Raw genomic sequence first — 19,622 nt, forward strand, 5'->3', positions numbered from 1 at the left:
ACCAAAAGAGAGTAGCAATTATGTAATTGCTACTCTTTTTGTATACAATTGTGATTATTAAATAATATTACGTAAAAAAAGTATATTTTTTGGTGGAAGTGCTTACATGCGTAAGCGAATTGTGTTAAAATATCAACGTAGTCTTAATAATAGACATAGTAAGGGGGAAAAAATATGGTAGGAATAGTCCTTGCAAGCCATGGTGGATTTGCTGATGGAATCTTTCAATCTGCTGAAATGATTTTTGGCAAGCAGGAAAATCTTGCACATGTTATTTTAAAGCCTGATGAAGGTCCAGATGACATAAGAAAGAAAATGGAAGATGCCATTGCTTCATTTGATGATTCTGAGCAAGTGTTGTTTATTGTTGATTTATGGGGTGGTACACCATTTAATCAAGCCAACAATTTGGTTAAAGAGCATGAAGATACTTGGGCTATAGTATCTGGTATGAACTTACCAATGGTTGTAGAAGCACTTGGACAAAGATTGGCTTCAAATAATGCACATGATATTGCTAAAGCAATTGTTAAACCTGGTCGAGACGGCATTAAGACCAAACCTGAGTCATTAATGCCTGTAGAAAAGGCAGAAAGTAATGTTTCTGCTAAACACCAAGTTGCCATTCCTGAGGGAACTGTTATTGGTGATGGTCATATTAAATATCTGTTAGCTAGAATAGATTCACGTTTATTACATGGTCAAGTTGCTACTAGTTGGACCAAATCATTAGCTCCTAATAGAATAATTGTTGTATCAGACAGTGTTTCTAAAGACAAAATTAGAAAGACTATGATACGTGAAGCTGCACCTTCTGGTGTACCTGCTAACGTCGTACCTATTGATAAGATGTTAGAAGTTACTAAAGATACGCGTTTTGGTGGTACTAAGGCATTAATTCTTTTTGAAAATCCTGAAGATGCACTAAGAGCTATAAAAGGCGGTATGGATATTAAGACATTGAATATTGGTTCTATGGCTTATAGTGCAGGTAAAGTTAACGTTAATACTGTATTAGCAATGGATCAAAAAGATGTTGATGCATATCGTGAACTTGAAAAATTAGGTGTCAGTTTTGATGTACGTAAAGTGCCAGCAGATAATAAGCAAGATATGAATGAATTGCTTAACAAGGCACAAAAATTAATTAACGAACAAAAATAATTTTGTTTATATAGGAGGTTTTTTAAAATGAATGCTATTCAGATGATTCTGGTAGTGGTCGTTGCATTCCTAGCTGGTATGGAAGGTATTCTTGACCAATTTCAATTTCATCAACCCTTAGTTGCATGTACTTTAATTGGATTAGTTACAGGTAACTTGGAATTAGGATTATTATTAGGTGGATCATTGCAAATGATTGCTTTAGGCTGGGCTAACATTGGTGCCGCTGTTGCACCTGACGCAGCTTTAGCAGCTGTTGCATCAACTATTATTTTGATCCAAGGTGGTCAAGGATCTAAAGGTATTGGTGCCGCTATTGGTATTGCTATCCCATTAGCTATTGCTGGTTTGTTCTTGACTATGATTGTGCGTACAATTTCTGTTGCTATTGTACATATTATGGATAAAGAAGCTGAAAAAGCAAATTGGCGTGCAATTGACGTATGGCAATGTGTTGCTATTGCATTGCAAGGTTTGAGAATTGCTATTCCTGCTGCTTTGTTACTATTTATACCTGCTAGTGTTGTTAAAGCAGGATTGGCTGCAATGCCTGCATGGTTGAATGACGGTATGTCTATTGCTGGTGGAATGGTTGTTGCTGTTGGTTATGCAATGGTTATTAATATGATGGCAAGTCGTGAAGTATGGCCATTCTTCGTCATTGGTTTCTGTGTGGCAGCATTACAAGGTTTGACTTTGATCGCCCTTGGTGGTATCGGTGTCTCTCTCTCTATTATGTACCTTGCTTTGGAAGGCTCCGGTAGCAAGAGCTCAAATAATGGATCTGGAGATCCTTTAGGCGACATTTTAGATAATTATTAAAATAAGACTAAAGGAGGATATATCATGTCTGAAACTGCTAAAAATAAGATTATACTTAGTAAAAAGGACCGTTGGAATGTTTGTTGGCGTTCTACTTTCCTTCAAGGTTCATGGAACTATGAAAGAATGCAAAATGGTGGATGGGTTTATAGTTTAATTCCAGCTTTAAAAAAATTGTATCCAAACAAAGAAGACTTGTCAGCCGCTTTAAAGCGTCACTTGGAATTCTTTAATACTCACCCATACTTAGCAGCACCTGTTATTGGTGTAACATTAGCCTTAGAAGAGGAAAAAGCTAATGGTGCAAAAGTTGAAAATGCTGCATTGCAAGGTGTTAAGGTTGGTATGATGGGACCTTTAGCCGGTGTTGGTGACCCTGTATTCTGGTTCACTGTAAGACCTATTTTAGGTGCTATTGGTGCGTCACTTGCATGTGCTGGTAATATTTTAGGACCTATTTTGTTCTTTGTTGTTTGGAATGCCATTCGTATCGGTTTCTTGTGGAATACTCAAGAAATGGGATATAAAGCAGGTACCAAGATTACTGAAGACGCTTCAGGTGGTTTGCTTCAAAAGATCACACGTGGTGCTTCTATGATGGGTATGTTCGTTTTAGGTGCCTTAATTGAAAGATGGGTAAATATTTCCTTCAAGCCAATTGTATCAAGTGTTAAATTAGCTAAAGGTGCATATATTGATTGGAATCATATTTCAAGTGGTGCAAAAGGCATCCATCAAGTTTTAACTCAATGGAATATGGGCAAAGGTTTGTCCTTGGAACCAATTAAGGTTACTACTTTGCAAGGTAACTTAGATTCATTAATTCCAGGTTTAGCTGGATTACTTCTTACATTCTTATGTATGTGGTTATTGAAGAAGAAAGTTTCCCCAATTGCTATTATTTTAGGAATCTTTGTTGTCGGTGTCCTTGGTCACGTAGTTGGTTTATTATAATATGGTACAATCTATTAATACCAAAAGTGAATATCATGTTGATGCTACGTGGTTTCGTGGCATGTCGGTGTACGGTCAAGTTTTGATTGGTGATGTAGGTTTTGAATTTTATTCTTCAAAGAATGTGAATGATTTTGTTCAAATACCTTGGACAGAAGTGAAATTAGTGATTGCTGACGTATATTTTAAAGGGAGATACATTCCTAGATTTAAAATACAAACACGTAATAGTGGTGATTTCATTTTTGCAACTAGACATCCTAAAGATACATTAAGGGCTATACGTACACATGTTTCCGATGAGAAAATGCGGAAGTCACGTACATTTTGGCAAATTATTAAGAACTTTTTAAAAAGATAGACAAAAAAAACCAGAAAATATATCATTTCTGGTTTTTTTGTTTATGAGGATAAGTGAGATAATTTTTTCTAATTCAATTAATTAATATAAAGACTTAAGAGTTTTACTTTTAAGTCTTTTGATTTTTATAGGTATGTTTAAAATTTGCGAAAAATAAGTGTTTATTTTATAATTCAATAAGACTGTTTGTATCTCATGAGATAAATCAATTATTAGGATAAAATTTATGCAAAATAATTCAAAAAAAATTCAATTAAAACGATCAATGACTGCTGGTCAAATGGAAATGATTTCCTTAGGTGGAGCTATCGGCGTTGGTCTATTTATGGGGTCTACATCAACTATTAAATGGACAGGACCTTCAGTATTGTTGGCTTACATGCTAGTAGGACTAATTTTATATATTGTAATGCGTGCATTAGGTGAAATGCTTTATGTTAACGCTACTACAGGATCCTTTGCTGATTATGCTACACATTATATATCCCCTTTAGCTGGATACTTAGCTGAGTGGTCGAATATTTTTGAGTATATTATGGTGGGTATATCAGAGGTTGTAGCTGTTACGGAGTATCTTAAATATTGGTGGCCTAAAACTCCAACGTGGATAGCTGGTATTATTGTTATCGTATTTTTGGTATTGGCTAATTTAGCCAGTGCTAAAGCGTATGGCACTTTAGAATTTTGGTTTTCTATGATTAAAGTGATTACAATTGTACTTATGATTGTAGTTGGGTTAGCCGTTATTTTGTTAGGTCTTGGTAATAAAGGTGTTCCTATTGGCTTTTCTAATTTATGGTCACATGGTGGTTTTTTTGCACATGGTATTAAGGGATTTTTCTTCTCTTTAGCTATTATTGTTGGATCATATGAAGGAATAGAATTGATTGGTATATCGGCTGGTGAAGTTATGGATCCTCATAAAGCCGTAGTTAAAAGTGTTAAGTCTGTTTTATGGCGTATTTTGATATTTTATGTTGGTGCTATATTCATTATTGTGTGTATATATCCTTGGAATGAATTAAAAGCTATCGGTTCTCCTTTTGTAGAAACATTTACTAAAGTGGGCATTCCTTTTGCTGCTGGATTTATTAATTTTGTAATTTTAACAGCTGCTTTGTCGGGTGCAAATTCAGGCATATATTCTTCAAGTAGAATGCTATTTAGATTAGCACATGAAGGTCATGCACCTAAATTTTTTGGTAAAGTATCTAAAAGAGTTGTACCTAATAAGGCTATTTTGGGAATTTCTGCCGGAATATTAATTGGATTTATTTTAAATCTTATTTTTTCAACTATCAGCAAGTCCGCTAGCAGCTTATTTGTATTGATTTATAGTTCTTCTGTTTTACCTGGTATGGTACCGTGGTTTGTAATCTTGATAGCTGAATTAAAATTTCGAAAAGAAAATCCTAAGCAAATGGCACAACATACATTTAAACTTCCGTTGTATCCTTATTCTAGTTATTTTGCTTTTAGTATGTTATTTTTGATCATCATATTTATGTTTATCAATCCTGAAACAAGATTATCAGTAATAGTAGGAGCAGCTGTTTTATTATTTGCTACAATATTATATTTTATTAGGAAGAAAAAATAGTTAAATAAAAAAGTCTAACTTTTTTGTGTGGGGAGTCACATCAAAGTCTTACAGATAATGCTAATCAAAAATATAAATAGCATTTAAAAAAGTGTTGACAATTTAAAATCATGATTTTATAATTTGCTTAATTTAATTTTAACAAAATACCCAAAGGGTTAAACTAATAATTTCTATTTGGGGAGGTATTATTTATGTCAGATTATAAAAAGATCAATTCAGCCGTAGGTGGTTCTGAAAGAAAATTAGAAAAGGAATTTCAATCCTTAGAAGATATTATTCTTTAATTAGATATGTAGGTTATTTTATGCGTGCTGTTCTAAAAGAGCTTAATAGCAAGTACAAGTTTGAGTATTTTCTTTTTTTAGGAATGAATATTATTAATACGTGTATAGAGACATCTAATATTTTTTTGGAAGGTATGTTAATAAATTCACTAGTATATAAGGCTGATAGAATATCATTCATACACAATGTAGTAATTATAATAGCTTTAAACGTTATAAGACTTTTTTTGTCTTTTTTTATAAATAAAATTCAAATTCTAAACTACAGAAAAATAAACATAGATGTAAACGATACGATAATAAAGAAACTATATTCAAAAGATACGTTAGAGGTCTTAAAACTTGATCCTATTCAAACTGCAGATAGAATTACGGAAGATACTAATGAAATATTGAATTTCTTGTTTCAAACAGTAAATCAAATAATTTCAATTATTATTTCCTCGATTATAATTTTTGTTTATATTATTAAAGCTAAACCTCACTTTTTCCTATTTATAATGATTTTGCTACCAGCATATATTATTTTGTACCTTATTTTGAAACCTAAAATATTCAAAATAAACTTAGAATTAAGACAAGTTTATAATGAATATTTTTCAGGATTTGCTGAATGGTTGAATAGATATGTTGAAATTAAAGGCAATAGACGCGAAGAGAGAGAATATAAAAGGTGGAAAAAGACCCAAGCATCTCTTTTAAATATTACAAGAAGAAACTTCTTTCTTAATTTGGGCATGTCTACTGGTGAAATCGTCTTACAATTGATTTTTCAGTTAATATTGTTTATTAATGGCGGATTGGCAGTAATATCAGGAAGTATGACAATAGGCTCTTTTTCAGTTCTTTTCCAATATTTTAATCAATTATTAGGACAAGTAGATGCACTATTTTCTATTTTATTTGATTTTGAATCTTTTCGTGTTGCATATATGCGAATTGATCAATTGATGTCTATCATGAATGAAGTAGACGGGGAAATAGTTATTACTAAGGTTGAAAATATCCAAGTGCATAATTTCAATATTAGTTTAGATGCACAAAAAACTTACATGTAGTTTTAATAATTCTGGTCTTTATGTTGTTAGAGGCAGAAATGGAATAGGAAAATCTACTTTTTTAAGGACGATAACAGGACTGTATACGCCAGCCAAAAAAGGTACAATTTTAATAAACAATATAGATATTGACTTAATAAACAAGAAAAAACTTAGAGAAGATAATATAAGTTGTTTATTCCAAGATACGATTCTTCCCAATTGTGTTGTAAGAGAATATTTAGATATGTATGTAAACGAGAGTAATGAAAATTGCATTTCTGGATATCAATATTTTCCAAAAGTATTTAGCTCTTCTCAATTTAATATAAAGAAAGTGTTAGATAAAAAAATGACTGAACTGTCAACGGGTGAAATACAATTAGTGAAGCTTTACACTACTATTTTGAAAAACGAAGCCCACTGTTTTTTATTAGACGAACCCTTAGCTAATATTTATCCTGAGTTGCAATCAGATGTATTAAGCTTGTTGAATGAAATAGCACAAAATAATCTAGTTATAATCATTAGTCATGATCTTGGAATTGAAGAAAAAACTAAAAATATAAGGATAAGATAACTATGAACACATTGTTGTAATTAACAATGTATATAAAATTTGGAATGTGGACATATATTTCAAAATCTTACTCTTGTGGCAACATATCTAAATATAGGTTCTGTATGCTCAGGTGGCTTTTCTGAAAAAGAAGATAAATCAAATTTTTAAATTTTTGTTTGAAAATTAAATAGTAATGGAATATTTAGCAAGTGGCTATAGATTAAATGATAACGTTAAACGTGTTATATCTATTTCGTAATAAGTTATAAATTAACTCAAAAAGCATTACCTAATCGTTACAAGAGGTAATGCTTTTTTAAAACTTGATGCATCTTATCATGTTTTGAGGGTTCATATCCAATATCATCTTTGTAGACTTTTTATAATTATAGTCTTTATAAGAGATGAATATTATTTTTCTCGCATTGATCAGCCATTTCCTTAGGCCATATGCTTGCTTGGACTTCACCTATATGTACTTTGGCTAACAATAACATACATAGACGTGATTGACCAATTCCACCGCCAATTGTATATGGTAAATCTCCATTTAACAACATTTTGTGAAATGGTAATTGTTCACGATCTTGTGCATTAGCTTTAATTAATTGTTCTTTTAATGAGGTTTCACTGACACGAATACCCATAGATGATACTTCTAATTTACAATGTAAAGGCTCATACCAGAATATAATATCACCATTTAATTGCCAATCATCGTAGTCTGGAGCACGACCATCGTGTGGTTTACCACTTTTTTCTAGCTTATCACCAATTTTCATTAAGAAAACTGCCTTTTGCTCTTCAGCAATCTTGTCTTCTCTTTCTTGTGGAGAAAGTTCAGGCCATCTATTTTCTAATTCTTGTGTAGTAACAAAGCTAATTTGATCAGGTAATCTATAAATTGAACCTGGATATATTTTACGTACATATTGTTCTGTTTGCTTAATAGCAGCAAAAATTTTACGTACAGTATTTTTTAGTGTTTCTTCAGTACGTTCTTCCTTCTTAATTATTTTTTCCCAATCCCATTGATCGACGTAGATAGAATGAAAGTTATCTAAATCTTCATCTCTACGTATTGCATTCATATTAGTATATAAGCCTTCGTGCATAGGGAAATTATATCTCTTTAAAGCAAAACGCTTCCATTTTGCCAGTGAATGAACTACTTCAATTTGATCATCTGGAATATTTTTTATATCAAAAGAAACAGGTCTTTCAATACCGTTTAAATTGTCATTTAATCCAGTGCTTTTTTCAACAAACATAGGAGCCGACATTCTTTGTAATGTTAATTCAGTGCTAAGTTTATCTTGAAATGTTTCACGAATGATACTGATTGCAGCTTCTGTATCTCGAATGTTTAATTTAGGTACATAATCTTTTGGAATTATTAATGGCATAATTTGTCTCCTTCAAAAAATATTTGAAAGCAGAGAAAAAAGCCCTCTGCCCCCATTAATATCAGGACGAAAGGCTTTTTTCCGCGGTGCCACCTAAATTGTTTAGCTTTAGCTAAACCCACTTTATGAAACACAAACATGTCTCATCGGTAAGGTAACGTGCCGAAAACGTCTCCACCTACTTTAAGTCTTATCATGGCTTATTTAGGTAAGCAGCATTAAGGAAAAAGTGTTATTCGGTAAAAAAGAGCCTGCTGATTTTTCACTACCATCAACTCACTGCTTGGATTAATTACTTACTCATCTTTTTCATAGCTTTTAAATTTATTCATACATTAATGTTATTTAACTACTTTTCTATTTGACTTTCAAGCATTTTTTAAAAAAATTTTGAAAGATTATGTGTAATATAGACAGTATCTGTTATTATTGATAAAGTAGTTAAACACTGGAGGCCAAAAAATGAAACAACAAAAAAAATTATGGATATTTTTAGTAATCATATCTTGTAATTTGTGGGGGATATCAGGATTATGTGCTAAAAGAGTGTTTGATCTTTCTACCCAGGTCAGTCCAATAACTATCACACAAATAAGAATGCTTATTAGTGGGTTGTTTTTACTTTTACTAGCACAACTTACTGGCAAAAAGCCGATTAAAATTCTATATTCTAGAAAAAATATTATAGATATTATCCTTTATGGCCTATTTGGACTAATACCTATACAGTTGTTTTATTTCATTGTAGTTCAAAAATCTAACGCCTCTATAGCGACAATTTTGCAATTTATGGGTCCTTTCTTTATTATGTTTTATATGGTAGTTTTTGAACATCAATTTTTGCGAAGGTTAGATATAGTTGCAGCGTTAGTTGCATTCATGGGAATTATCTTTATTGCAACACATGGTAATTTTTCAAAAATATCATTATCACCTGAAGTTTTATTTTGGGGATTTTTATCTGCGTTAGGAGTAGCAACAAATACATTAATTCCTAGGCCATTACTTAAACGGATGGATAGTGTAACATTGATTGCGTGGTCCATGATAGCGACGGGGTTAATGATGCTGATTGCTTATCCTTCGCAGATTTTAATTCCAAAAGATTCTAGAGTCATCATCCTGCTGGTTGTAATAATAATATTGGGAACTATTTTACCATTTTATTGTATGTTAAATTCTCTCAGATATATTAAACCGTCTACTGCAAGTATTTTAGATGCTTTTGAACCGATATCTGCCACTCTTGGTTCAGTCTTTGTGTTCAATTTAATTTTAAAACCAATTGATTGGTTAGGAACAATATTGGTAATTTTAGCTGTTATAGCAATATGTTATCAACCAAAGAGCAAAATCGAATCGATACAAAAATAACAAAAAAATAGACAAAGCTCAATTAAGGTTTGTCTATTTTTATTTTGTATATATTTTTTTCTTGCTTTTTTGCTTTATATAAACTATACTGTACCTCAATGGTTGCTATTTTATAATATGCATAGTTTATTTTAAATAGCCATTGATAATATACATTATGTATATAATTCGGAGAGGGAAAAGTATGAAGAAAATAAAACAGAAATTATCTCAGCATAATCTGGTTTTTATTATTATGTTTGCGGTAGCTATATTGGCTCCAGTACTTTATAGTCTATCTTTTATTAAATCGGTTTGGGATCCTTATGCGGGTGCCAAGAATTTACCCATTGCTGTGGTGAATAATGATCAGGCAGTAAACTACAATAACAAAAAATTAGCTGTAGGCGATAAGATAGTTTCTCAATTAAAACATAACAAGCAAATGAAATGGTTGTTTGTAACTGAAGAAGAGGCTAAAAAAGGTTTACAAAATAGAAAATTTTATACGGTAGTAACAATACCTAATGATTTTTCTAAAAATGCGACAACAGTTTTGACATCGCATCCTCAAAAAATGAAGTTGTATTATAAAACTAATGACTCGTTGAATTATCTGGGCAGTACAATGAGTGATATGGCATTAATTAGATTAAATGGCAAAGTAAGATCTTCAGTTACTAAGGCCTATGCAAATGCTATGTTTGATCAGTTGCGTATTTTTGGTAAAGGTATGCACAAAGCTGCTAATGGTGCTAAACAAATTAGTACTGGCATGATTAGTTTGCAGGATGGTAGTAAAAAATACGTTGCTGGTGTGTCTAAAATATCCAATGGTATGCAAATTTTAAGGGTATCTGTGCAGCCACTAGCTACAGGATCAAAAAAATTAGTTGAAGGATCAAGCAAATTATATACGGGTATTAATAAATATACGAATGGAGTATCTAAGTTATACTTAGGTTCCGAAAAATTAATTAATGCAACACCAATATTGACCCAAGGTATTAATGAATTCAATACCGGATTATTTGCTTATACTTCTGGCGTTGGTCGTTTATCTTCAGGATTGTCGAAATTAAGTGCCAACTCTTATCGCCTCAGGGCAGGAGGACGTTCCCTATTAACTGCTAGCGATAATTTTGATTTATTAAATGTTGGTAGTCAAAAAGTAAATGCAGGTGTTTCCGCATTTAATAGTAAGCTATCTGATAGTAATTTGTTAGGAACCTTAAATGGTGCTCTTTCTTTACAAGGTCAAGTTTTCCAATTGGAAAGTCAATTAGCAACTGTTCAAGAGACGTTGAAGGTATTAAAATCATTAGATCTTTTAAGTATTGTTAAAAGCATGGCAGATATTAAGCAATATGCCGAAAACTTGTCGCAGGCTAAAAATATTGATCAAGCAATAAATTATAGTGATCAAAATGCAACTAAGGCAGACAAAATTGCTCAACTTGTTAACAGCGAAAGTCAAATAAATGAAAGTACTAAGCAAAAGATTCTAGGATTAGTTAAGGATATAAAAACTAATGCTCAGGCTGGTAATGCTAGTTTAGAGGCATATGTCGGTGAATCTGTAGTGCCACTTTTGCTATCGCTGGAGGGGATGCAATCTAAGTTAAGTCCTGCTCAATTGCAAGGGTTATCAAGTCAAATTGCAAATATAGAATCTGCATTAGTGGGTGCTAAAAAATTACTTTCAGAAACCAAAGGGTTATTATCTAAAGTATCTGATAATAAGGATATGTTGAATAACATGCCAGATAAATTAAAGAAATTATCAGCTGCTACATCACAAATTGCTGCTGGTACGCAACAATTAGTAGATTCAAAAAGTAAAATAAAACAATTGGTATCAGGAATTGATGAATATACTGATGGAGTAGATATGGCAATGTCTGGTGCAGCAACTTTAGATGCTAATTCAGCTAAATTGTTGAGTGGTTTTGATAAGCTTAAGTTAGGATTTAGCCAATATGCTGGTGGTATTGTTCAGATTAATGGTGGGTTGAAATTATTGGATTTGAATAGTAAAACGCTACTATCTGGTTCGAATCAATTAAATGTTGCTTTAATTCAATTAAATGAAAAAGTTCCCGCTTTATTATCAGGTATTGATCGCTTAGCTAATGGCTCCAGTCAATTAAATAGTAAGTCCTCAATTTTATTGCAAGGAATTAATAAATTACGCCAAGGCAGTGGAACATTATCTGATAAATTATCACAAGGAGCAGATAAATTGAATTCTACACAAGCTGCTGATGCCAATAGCGATATGTTTTCTGATCCAGCAGAATTAAAACATGATACAGTTAGTGTGGTACCTAACTATGGACATGCTTTAGCTCCATTCATTATGGCTACTGCATTATTCATAGGTGTATTAATCTTATTAGTGGAATTTCCGGCTAATCGAAGAATGACAGAAATTACATCATATAGATCATTAATCCTACGTGAATTTAAATTAGCAATTATTGCATGTTTAGGTATGGTGCTAGTTCAAAATATTATTTTAATCGTATCAGGATTAAAAGTTTTCAACGTAGTAGAATTATTTACTATTTGTATAGCATATACTTTAGCTATGTTGGGTATCATGCAATTGTTGACATTTATGTTTGGTAGATGGGGTCTGTTACCTGGTTTATTACTATTTGTTTTGCAAATCGGTGGAGCTGGTGGAATGTTTCCAATAGAAGTAACTAATAGTTTCTTCCAAACTATACATCAATTTTTACCTATGTCATATGCTATTGCTGGTTTAAGACAAGCGATAACTAGTGGGTTAGGTACTGGATACTTTATGAGTAATTTAATGGTATTAATATTACTAGCTATTGTTGCTTATGTTGGATTGGTAATAGCTATTGTCTATAAATTTACTAATACAGCTACTGAAACTGTAACTAATTAAATATATTGTAAAATAAACAATTAGGTTTATATATAAAATTAACCTCTAGATTTGCATTAAGTCAAAGCTAGAGGTTTTTATATTTTTAAAATTGACAATTTATTTTGTATAAATAAAAAGATGTAGGTAATTTATATCCTACATCTATGATCATTTAATTGTACTGCAATAAAGCATTCAATTTTTCTTTAAAAAATATATAAATCTTGGAGTTAGAAATTTTGTGGATGAATGTTTGATCATTAGGCTGTTTAACTTTTGCATGATAATAATCAAAATTATTGAATTTTTGATTATTAAACGAAACATACATATCTTTGTCTGCTGCTACTCTGCCTGTTTGATAGTCAAACTTGTACCCAGGTTGGACATTAAAAATATAGACATTAAAATTTAGGGATTTATCTGTTGAGATAGCCTGTAAATGAACACCTCGAGCCATCAATTCACTACCGCGAAAAATAGGTTTTGCTTGATATATTACTTTTTTATCTTGCATGAGTGCGGTTCTAACCTTATCTTCGAATATAGTTTGTAATGCTTTATTTGAAAAATCAGTTTGTGTGAAAAGATTTTTTCTATTGTTTTGATCACCTCTTTGGAGATTAGGGCTATATTTTCCCATTTTATCCATTCCTTTAGATAATGAATAAGCTATAAAGTGTCCACGATTATAAATTTTTTGATCAGGTAGATTGGGATGCCAACCTGAAGGGTTAATATATTGTTTAACTCTGCCTTTAGATAATGAATCTATATTTGATTTAGATAAAAAGGCAGTTTTGGCACCAGTTGCTCTATTAAATTGATCTATACGTTTATAAACTATTTTATGTTCTTGCCAATCATTAGGGTTCAAATTAGCATGATTGTTATTCAGTTCTATGATTGCTTGATTTCCTGAAATAAAATCTAGACTTTCTAACTTATAGTTTTTTATTCCGAGTGTTTGTGTTCTTATATCTTTTGTAGCAGAAATCTCAGTTGCATTAGCTTTGTGAGTTAATGTCAAATTGTGACCTGCTGAAAGCATCAAACCTGTTGATGCAATACTTAATAAGGTAACTAATTTATTTATCTTGATTTTCACGGTAGTACTCCTTTCATCTTGTTAATTAAATGCTTGATTAATTTTTAGATAGAATAATGATTAAAATAACAAATCTTATTTTTGATTATAACTTATGTTTGAAAAAAGTACAGTAAGAATAGTTGTATTTTTATTTTTTAAACTAACAAAAAGAGAAGTAACTTATGCATTAGTTATTTCTCTTTTGAAAAATTTGTTCAGTTATTTGATTTGATTAATTTTACTGTGCTTGTAACCATACAATAGGTAGATAAGAATGCCAATGCTAAACCATATGCCTGCAAACATAAATGTTCTTTTTGATAAGAAAGTCATCATACCAATGCAACATATGCCAGAAAGTAAAGGAATAAAAGGATAAAGAGGTACTTTAAAAGTACCTGATGGTATATCGGTTCTTCTTCTAATTAAAATAACACCAAACGAAACAAATGTGAAAGCTAACAAAGTTCCTATGGAAACTAGGCTAGTGAGTTCATCTAGTGAAAACAGACCACCCATCAAGGCAATAATAATAGTTACAACTATCAAGGCGTTTTTGGGTAATCCTACTGTATTGATTTTTCCTAAAAAGTTTGGCAATAATCCATCACGTCCAATAGAATAAATTAAACGTGAACTGGAATATATCATAGATAGCATCATAGTACTCATTCCTATTATTGCACCTATTGATAAACAATCGGCTATCCAACCTTGGTTCACAGATTTGAGTGCAAAAGCTACAGGATTGGCTACGTCCAACTTGTTGTATGAAATCATACCAGTTAATACGATAGAAACTCCTATATATAATAGAACTGCGATAATTAAAGTACCTATAATGCCTATAGGCATATTTTTTTCTGGCTTTTTAACTTCTGCTGCTGATGCAGATATAACGTCAAAGCCCAAAAAAGCAAAGAAAACTGTAGTTGCTCCTTTAAATATACCGGAAAAATGGAAAGGAAAGTATGGTGTATAATTTTTAGGCTTGATATAAAAAAGTCCCACTATGATAAAAATGCAAATAATTCCGATTTTTAGCAGAACTGCTATATTATTAAATTTTAGAGATGATTTCATACCTTTCGATAACAAGGCTGCAATGAAAATTACGCTTAAAATTGCTAATAAATTAACATATGTTCCTTGTGCTGGATTAAAGGGACCGGAAAGAAAATGAGGTAGTTGCCAGTTAAAACTACTCAATAAGGAGTTGCAGTAAGAAGCCCATCCTGTAGATACTGCAGCTACTGATAGCATATATTCTAATATTAAAGCCCATCCTAAGATCCAACCAATAAATTCGCCATATAATATGTTACCGTAGGAATATGCACTACCTGCAATAGGGATGCTAGCTGATAATTCAGCGTAGCACATGCTGCATAAAGCACAAACGAAGGCCGCAATAATAAAGGATATAGTGACAGCTGGGCCTGCTTTTGTTGCGGCTACAGTTCCAGGTAGGATAAAAATTCCAGTGCCAATTACAGAGCCAATACCTAACGTCAGTAGTTCAAAAGCCCCTATAGTTTTAACGAAATGTTTGTCTGTATTGATATACCGGCTTAGGTTTTCTTTTCTTAATAAATTATAGGGCATGCTCTGTCCTCCTATGATATCGTGTAATAATTTTATCAACTAATGCATTGGCAATATTTTCATTTTTGAGTAGGGGACCATGAGAATAAGATCCAATAAGATTTTTATATCTCATACCTTCAACACCATCTTGGGGATTATTGCCATATCCTTCGATCATTTTCCCTAAAGGTTTTAACTTATCATTATCAAAGTATGTTTGTCCGGAATGATTTTCAAAAGCTCTAACCTCACCCCATTGTGTTATGTAATGTGTATCGCCGATCATTCTTTTGTCAGCTTTAAAAACTGTATGTATTGGAACGATATCTAAGCCTTTAATGGTGATACCAGCATTAGTTTTATAATAAGAGCCTAATAATTGATATCCGCCACAGATGCACAACATAGGATTGCCAGATTCAATATATTTTTGTAAGGTTTGTTTGTGTCGTGGTAAATCTTTAGCAACTATCGTTTGTTCTAAATCTTGCCCACCACCAAAAAAGACAAAATCATATTTTGAAGCATCAAAATTAGTGCCTAATGATACATTGTCTACTTCAGTTTCATAGCCGGCTTTTTTTAATAAAAATTTTATAATTTTAACATCGCCTGAGTCACCATAAGTATTCATCAGATCTTCATATAAATAAGCAATTTTGATTGAACTTTTATTCATAATTATATGCCTTCTTTGTAAATATAATAATATTATTGTAAATAATATTACTATAAAAATCTACTAAGTGTTATAAAATTATATGTAATAAACATATTTATGAATGCATCCAAAATAGCATGTTTTTAAATATTAATATATTATTAAAAAGAGGAGGATTATTTTGTATGAATGATAGACTTATCATCTTGGATGGAGCTGTGAATTTTAGAGATCTAGGTGGTTATGTAACAGCTAATGGTCGATCAGTTTGTTGGAAAAAAATATATCGTTCTGATAGATTAGATAATTTAACAATGCAAGATATGGAAATTTTAGCTCAAAAACACATAGTTACTGATTGTGATCTGCGTACTAGTTATGAGCAATCATATTGGCGGGATAGATTATGGGATGGTGTAGCTCATTATGATTGCCATATTTATAATGAAGAAGATATTACTTATGAAAATCAAATAACTACAGAAACTGTCAATAATTTAATTAATAGTCTTCCAGTTCCACAGGGTATTGTAGGACGACGGTATCAAAAAATATTGTTGGATAAAACTGGTCAGATGGCTTTAAAGCGGGTATTTCAAGAGATATTGTCGCTTGATGAAAACGATGCTCTTGTTTTTCATTGTACTGCAGGAAAGGATCGCACTGGATTAGTAGCTGCGGTTATTTTGCTAGGATTGGGCGTTAAGGAAGAAGATATTATTGCTGATTATTTATTAAGTAATGAATTATATCTTTTTTCAATTAAGCATACTTTACCTACAGATGATGATTTACAAAATATCATTGAGCGGATGAACTTAAATGGAGTTGATGCACTATCTATTCAGACAATTATTCAAACTATTAATCAGGGATTCGGCGGATTTGATAATTACTTTTTAAAAGTTTTAAATTTTAGCAAAGCAGATTTAAGTGAGTTTCGCAATAAATTGACAGTGTGATTTATTCAGTAACTGACTTGTATTTAAATGGTAATTGTTGATAACATACGTTAGAATAAAAATATAGATTTATTGTATTTTTAGGAGGTAATTGTGGTCACATTGTCTGATGTTGCAAAAGAAGCAAATGTTTCAAAAATGACAGTTTCTCGTGTTATTAATCACCCAGAGCAAGTAACTAAAGAATTAAGATCTTTAGTGGAAAAAGCAATGAAAACTTTACACTATAGTCCCAATTCAGCTGCACGTGCCTTAGCTAAAAATCGTACAAATGTAGTTAAGTTTATAATTTTAGAAAATATAGATACTACAGAACCATATTATATGAATCTTTTGTTTGGTATTACACAAGGATTAAATCGTCATCAATATGCGTTGCAATTGCTAACTAGTGTTGATGAAATTACTAAAGGCAATGCTGATGGCTATATTATTACAGGTGCTCGTTCCAGTGATTCTGAATGGCTAGATAAATTAGATAAACCATTTGTACTCTTTGGTGAGAATCGCTACGGGTATGACTATGTGGATACAGATAATAAAATAGGAGAGCAGATAGCTACTCAATATGCATTGAATAAAAATTATCAGTCAATTATTTTTATAGGTATCAATGAAAAAGAAGCGTTCGAATATTCCAGAGAGGCTGGTTATATCAACACTTTGCAAAGTCATAATAAAGTTCCTAAAATTTTTAGATTACCTAATCATAGTCATAGTGCACAGCATTTTATTGATGAACATTGGAAGGAATTTGCACATAATACTTGCTTTATATGTGCTAGTGATAGATTAGCTACTGGTGTTGTGAGAGCTATCATAGCTAAAGGTGGCGAAATACCCAAAGATTTTGGAGTAATCGGTTTTGATGGTATTTTTTTAGATCAAGTTTCACATCCAAAATTGACGACAGTAAAGCAACCTATTATAAAATTAGGTGAGTTATTATCTGACATGTTATTGCAAAAAATATCACAATCAGGTGCTCAACAAGGTGAATTACTGATAGAACCTACATTAATAAAACGAGATACAACAAGAAATTAACACATTTATTAAAAACCTGTTTTCAAAAAAACAGGTTTTTTGTTTGAATTATATTTTTAAAAATAAGTTTATATTCTTTTTTGATAGCGGTAACATATTAATTGGGGCTATATTTACGTGATAACTCTTGTTAAATTGATATTAGTAAAAGAAAGGAGATAATCATGGCTAATTGGTATGATCGAGCAATTATTTATCAAATATATCCCAAATCATTTCAAGACAGTAATGGTGATGGGATTGGTGATTTAAATGGTATTCGCCAAAGAATTCCCTATTTAAAGAGTTTAGGTATAAACGCTGTGTGGTTAAATCCAGTGTTTGTTTCGCCGCAAGTAGACAATGGATATGATGTGTCTAATTATTATGCAATTGACCCAAGTATGGGTACTATGGAGGATATGGAGAATCTGTTATCAGAATTACATGATGCAGGTATTCGTGTGATAATGGATTTTGTTTTAAATCATACTTCATATCAACATCCTTGGTTTCAAGATGCAATCCATAATAAAGATAGCATTTATCGTGATTACTATATTTTTGCTAAGGGCAAGGATGGTAAGGAACCTAATAATTGGGGTAGCTTTTTTGGCGGCAGTGTTTGGGAGAAAGATCCTGCTGGAACAGATGAATATTATTTTCACTTGTTTGATAAAAAAATGCCTGATCTCAATTGGAAAAATCCTGAAGTTAGACATGCTATGTTAGATGTAGCAGAGTTTTGGCTCAAAAAAGGCATCGACGGATTACGAATAGACGCTTTTATTCACATTGGCAAAGCAGATTTACGTCAAAATTATCCTACTGATAGTGATGATGATCAGCCAATTGTTGCTGAACCATTTTTTGCTAATTTATCACAAGTGCAAAAGTGGTTACGCCCATTTTGTAAACAAATTAAAGCTGATTATCCAGATACCTTATTATTAGGTGAAGCTGCCAGTGCTAATGTTAATTTGGCAGTAGATTATACTTTGCCTCGCAATGAGCTAATGGATACTGTGATTACTTTCAGATATTTTACTGAAAATTTGACAAAACTTGATGAAAGCTTTTCTACTAGGTACCAGCCACGTGATTTGGATATTCCTGCGTTTAAGCAAAATCAGGTAGTATGGCAACAAACATTGAGTAATGTTTCGTTACCAACACTGTATTGGAATAACCATGATATGTCACGTGTTGCTACTCGATTTGCCAAAGATGAACAGCAAGTTAAGGGCTTAGCAATGTTGATGTACTTGCAAAGAGGTATACCAGTAATTTATTATGGTGAGGAGTTAGGTCTTAAAAACTTACATTTCGATACAGCAGAACCATTTAATGATATAACTGTTGATGAGTTTTTAGCTTCGGCAATTAAAGCAGGGAAGACTAAAGAACAAGCTCTTGAAATGGTAAGTAAGATGCATAAACTCGCAGCTAGAAATGTTATGCCATGGGATGATAGTGATAATTCCGGGTTTACAACGGGTGAGCCATGGAATGTCGGGGTACCAGCCAATGCCGATAATGTTGCTGGCGAAGAAAATGATAACAATAGTGTATTAAATTTTTATCGTCAATTAATTGACTTAAAGAAGACTGATTTATTTACTAATGGTACTTACTATCTTTTTGATACTAATAGGTATACTTATGTATATGAAAGAGATTTGGAAGATGAAGTAGGCATTGTGGCAGTCTCTTTGAGCTCAAAAAAAGAGATGATCGAGCTTCCTATTGGAAACTATGATATCAAGCTCAAAACCGGTACCTGTGAGCTGGTTAACAATCAATTAACATTAGCTCCAGGATCTGGTGTTGTATTAATTAAAAAATAGG

The 19,622-nt window shown here is 32.0% G+C and carries 14 protein-coding genes, 1 pseudogene and 1 other annotated feature; of the genes and pseudogenes, 11 read left to right on the forward strand and 4 right to left on the reverse strand.

Annotation, left to right across the window (positions count from 1 at the left end; translation table 11 throughout):
- Positions 1-174: 174 nt before the first annotated feature.
- From HMPREF0520_RS04410 to HMPREF0520_RS04435, 6 genes and pseudogenes are all read left to right on the forward strand, one after another.
- Complete coding sequence (locus tag HMPREF0520_RS04410; protein WP_006729707.1) at positions 175-1,164, forward strand: PTS sugar transporter subunit IIB; 990 nt, start codon at positions 175-177, stop codon at positions 1,162-1,164.
- A gap of 27 nt (positions 1,165-1,191) precedes the next feature.
- Positions 1,192-1,986, forward strand: coding sequence for a PTS mannose/fructose/sorbose transporter subunit IIC (locus HMPREF0520_RS04415; protein ID WP_006729708.1), 795 nt, complete (start codon positions 1,192-1,194; stop codon positions 1,984-1,986).
- A gap of 24 nt (positions 1,987-2,010) precedes the next feature.
- A complete protein-coding gene (locus HMPREF0520_RS04420) occupies positions 2,011-2,940 on the forward strand; it encodes a PTS system mannose/fructose/sorbose family transporter subunit IID (RefSeq protein WP_006729709.1) in 930 nt (309 codons plus the stop codon).
- Position 2,941: 1 nt separating this feature from the next.
- Complete coding sequence (locus tag HMPREF0520_RS04425; protein ID WP_006732807.1) at positions 2,942-3,301, forward strand: DUF956 family protein; 360 nt, start codon at positions 2,942-2,944, stop codon at positions 3,299-3,301.
- A gap of 226 nt (positions 3,302-3,527) precedes the next feature.
- A complete protein-coding gene (locus HMPREF0520_RS04430) occupies positions 3,528-4,901 on the forward strand; it encodes an amino acid permease (RefSeq protein ID WP_006729711.1) in 1,374 nt (457 codons plus the stop codon).
- Positions 4,902-5,208: 307 nt separating this feature from the next.
- Positions 5,209-6,805, forward strand: a pseudogene (locus tag HMPREF0520_RS04435) (ATP-binding cassette domain-containing protein).
- A 377-nt stretch (positions 6,806-7,182) separates the two neighbouring features.
- Here HMPREF0520_RS04435 and asnA read toward each other — a convergent pair.
- Entirely contained in the window at positions 7,183-8,193 is a 1,011-nt protein-coding gene (gene asnA / locus HMPREF0520_RS04440) for an aspartate--ammonia ligase (protein WP_006729714.1), read from the reverse strand.
- 59 nt (positions 8,194-8,252) lie between these two features.
- Positions 8,253-8,515: a binding site (T-box leader), on the reverse strand.
- A 140-nt stretch (positions 8,516-8,655) separates the two neighbouring features.
- On the opposite strand from asnA, the gene HMPREF0520_RS04445 reads away from it, so the two are divergent.
- On the forward strand, positions 8,656-9,567 hold the full coding sequence (locus HMPREF0520_RS04445) for a DMT family transporter (protein WP_006729715.1): 912 nt from the start codon (positions 8,656-8,658) through the stop codon (positions 9,565-9,567).
- Between the two features lie 184 nt (positions 9,568-9,751).
- Positions 9,752-12,466 carry a YhgE/Pip domain-containing protein gene (locus tag HMPREF0520_RS04450; protein ID WP_010222284.1) on the forward strand — a complete coding sequence of 905 codons (2,715 nt, stop codon included), beginning with the start codon at positions 9,752-9,754 and terminating at the stop codon, positions 12,464-12,466.
- Positions 12,467-12,620: 154 nt separating this feature from the next.
- On the opposite strand, the gene HMPREF0520_RS04455 is transcribed toward HMPREF0520_RS04450, so the two are convergent.
- From HMPREF0520_RS04455 to HMPREF0520_RS04465, 3 genes are all read right to left on the reverse strand, one after another.
- On the reverse strand, positions 12,621-13,556 hold the full coding sequence (locus HMPREF0520_RS04455; RefSeq protein ID WP_006729717.1) for a DNA/RNA non-specific endonuclease: 936 nt from the start codon (positions 13,554-13,556) through the stop codon (positions 12,621-12,623).
- A gap of 201 nt (positions 13,557-13,757) precedes the next feature.
- Positions 13,758-15,143: an APC family permease gene (locus HMPREF0520_RS04460; RefSeq protein ID WP_006729719.1), complete on the reverse strand. Its 1,386-nt coding sequence runs from the start codon at positions 15,141-15,143 to the stop codon at positions 13,758-13,760.
- The gene (locus HMPREF0520_RS04465) at positions 15,133-15,804 is read right to left on the reverse strand and encodes a type 1 glutamine amidotransferase (RefSeq protein WP_006729720.1); all 672 of its coding nucleotides are present in this window, start codon (positions 15,802-15,804) and stop codon (positions 15,133-15,135) included. The genes HMPREF0520_RS04460 and HMPREF0520_RS04465 overlap by 11 nt, the downstream gene beginning before the upstream one ends.
- Before the next feature lie 167 nt (positions 15,805-15,971).
- Here HMPREF0520_RS04465 and HMPREF0520_RS04470 point away from each other — a divergent pair, with 167 nt between their 5' ends.
- The 3 genes from HMPREF0520_RS04470 to HMPREF0520_RS04480 all read left to right on the forward strand — a co-directional run bounded on the left by HMPREF0520_RS04470 (position 15,972) and on the right by HMPREF0520_RS04480 (position 19,621).
- Complete coding sequence (locus HMPREF0520_RS04470) at positions 15,972-16,748, forward strand: tyrosine-protein phosphatase (protein ID WP_006732158.1); 777 nt, start codon at positions 15,972-15,974, stop codon at positions 16,746-16,748.
- A gap of 93 nt (positions 16,749-16,841) precedes the next feature.
- Positions 16,842-17,795 (forward strand): LacI family DNA-binding transcriptional regulator, encoded by a 954-nt coding sequence (locus HMPREF0520_RS04475; RefSeq protein WP_006729722.1) that lies wholly within the window; start codon positions 16,842-16,844, stop codon positions 17,793-17,795.
- A gap of 164 nt (positions 17,796-17,959) precedes the next feature.
- Positions 17,960-19,621, forward strand: a complete 1,662-nt coding sequence (locus HMPREF0520_RS04480; RefSeq protein ID WP_006729723.1) for an alpha-glucosidase — start codon at positions 17,960-17,962, stop codon at positions 19,619-19,621.
- Position 19,622 lies beyond the last annotated feature (1 nt).

Origin of the sequence: Lactobacillus iners DSM 13335 (assembly GCF_000160875.1) — a bacterium.
GTDB classification, from domain to species: Bacteria; Bacillota; Bacilli; order Lactobacillales; family Lactobacillaceae; genus Lactobacillus; species Lactobacillus iners.

Bases quoted from the DNA above. Each gene is read 5' to 3' on its own strand.
- HMPREF0520_RS04430 (WP_006729711.1), top strand. From the start codon at position 3,528: ATGCAAAATAATTCAAAAAAAATTCAATTAAAACGATCAATGACTGCT.
- HMPREF0520_RS04420 (WP_006729709.1), top strand. From the start codon at position 2,011: ATGTCTGAAACTGCTAAAAATAAGATTATACTTAGTAAAAAGGACCGT.
- HMPREF0520_RS04450 (WP_010222284.1), top strand. From the start codon at position 9,752: ATGAAGAAAATAAAACAGAAATTATCTCAGCATAATCTGGTTTTTATT.
- HMPREF0520_RS04415 (WP_006729708.1), top strand. From the start codon at position 1,192: ATGAATGCTATTCAGATGATTCTGGTAGTGGTCGTTGCATTCCTAGCT.
- HMPREF0520_RS04425 (WP_006732807.1), top strand. From the start codon at position 2,942: ATGGTACAATCTATTAATACCAAAAGTGAATATCATGTTGATGCTACG.
- HMPREF0520_RS04470 (WP_006732158.1), top strand. From the start codon at position 15,972: ATGAATGATAGACTTATCATCTTGGATGGAGCTGTGAATTTTAGAGAT.
- asnA (WP_006729714.1), bottom strand. From the start codon at position 8,193: ATGCCATTAATAATTCCAAAAGATTATGTACCTAAATTAAACATTCGA.
- HMPREF0520_RS04460 (WP_006729719.1), bottom strand. From the start codon at position 15,143: ATGCCCTATAATTTATTAAGAAAAGAAAACCTAAGCCGGTATATCAAT.
- HMPREF0520_RS04445 (WP_006729715.1), top strand. From the start codon at position 8,656: ATGAAACAACAAAAAAAATTATGGATATTTTTAGTAATCATATCTTGT.
- HMPREF0520_RS04480 (WP_006729723.1), top strand. From the start codon at position 17,960: ATGGCTAATTGGTATGATCGAGCAATTATTTATCAAATATATCCCAAA.
- HMPREF0520_RS04465 (WP_006729720.1), bottom strand. From the start codon at position 15,804: ATGAATAAAAGTTCAATCAAAATTGCTTATTTATATGAAGATCTGATG.
- HMPREF0520_RS04410 (WP_006729707.1), top strand. From the start codon at position 175: ATGGTAGGAATAGTCCTTGCAAGCCATGGTGGATTTGCTGATGGAATC.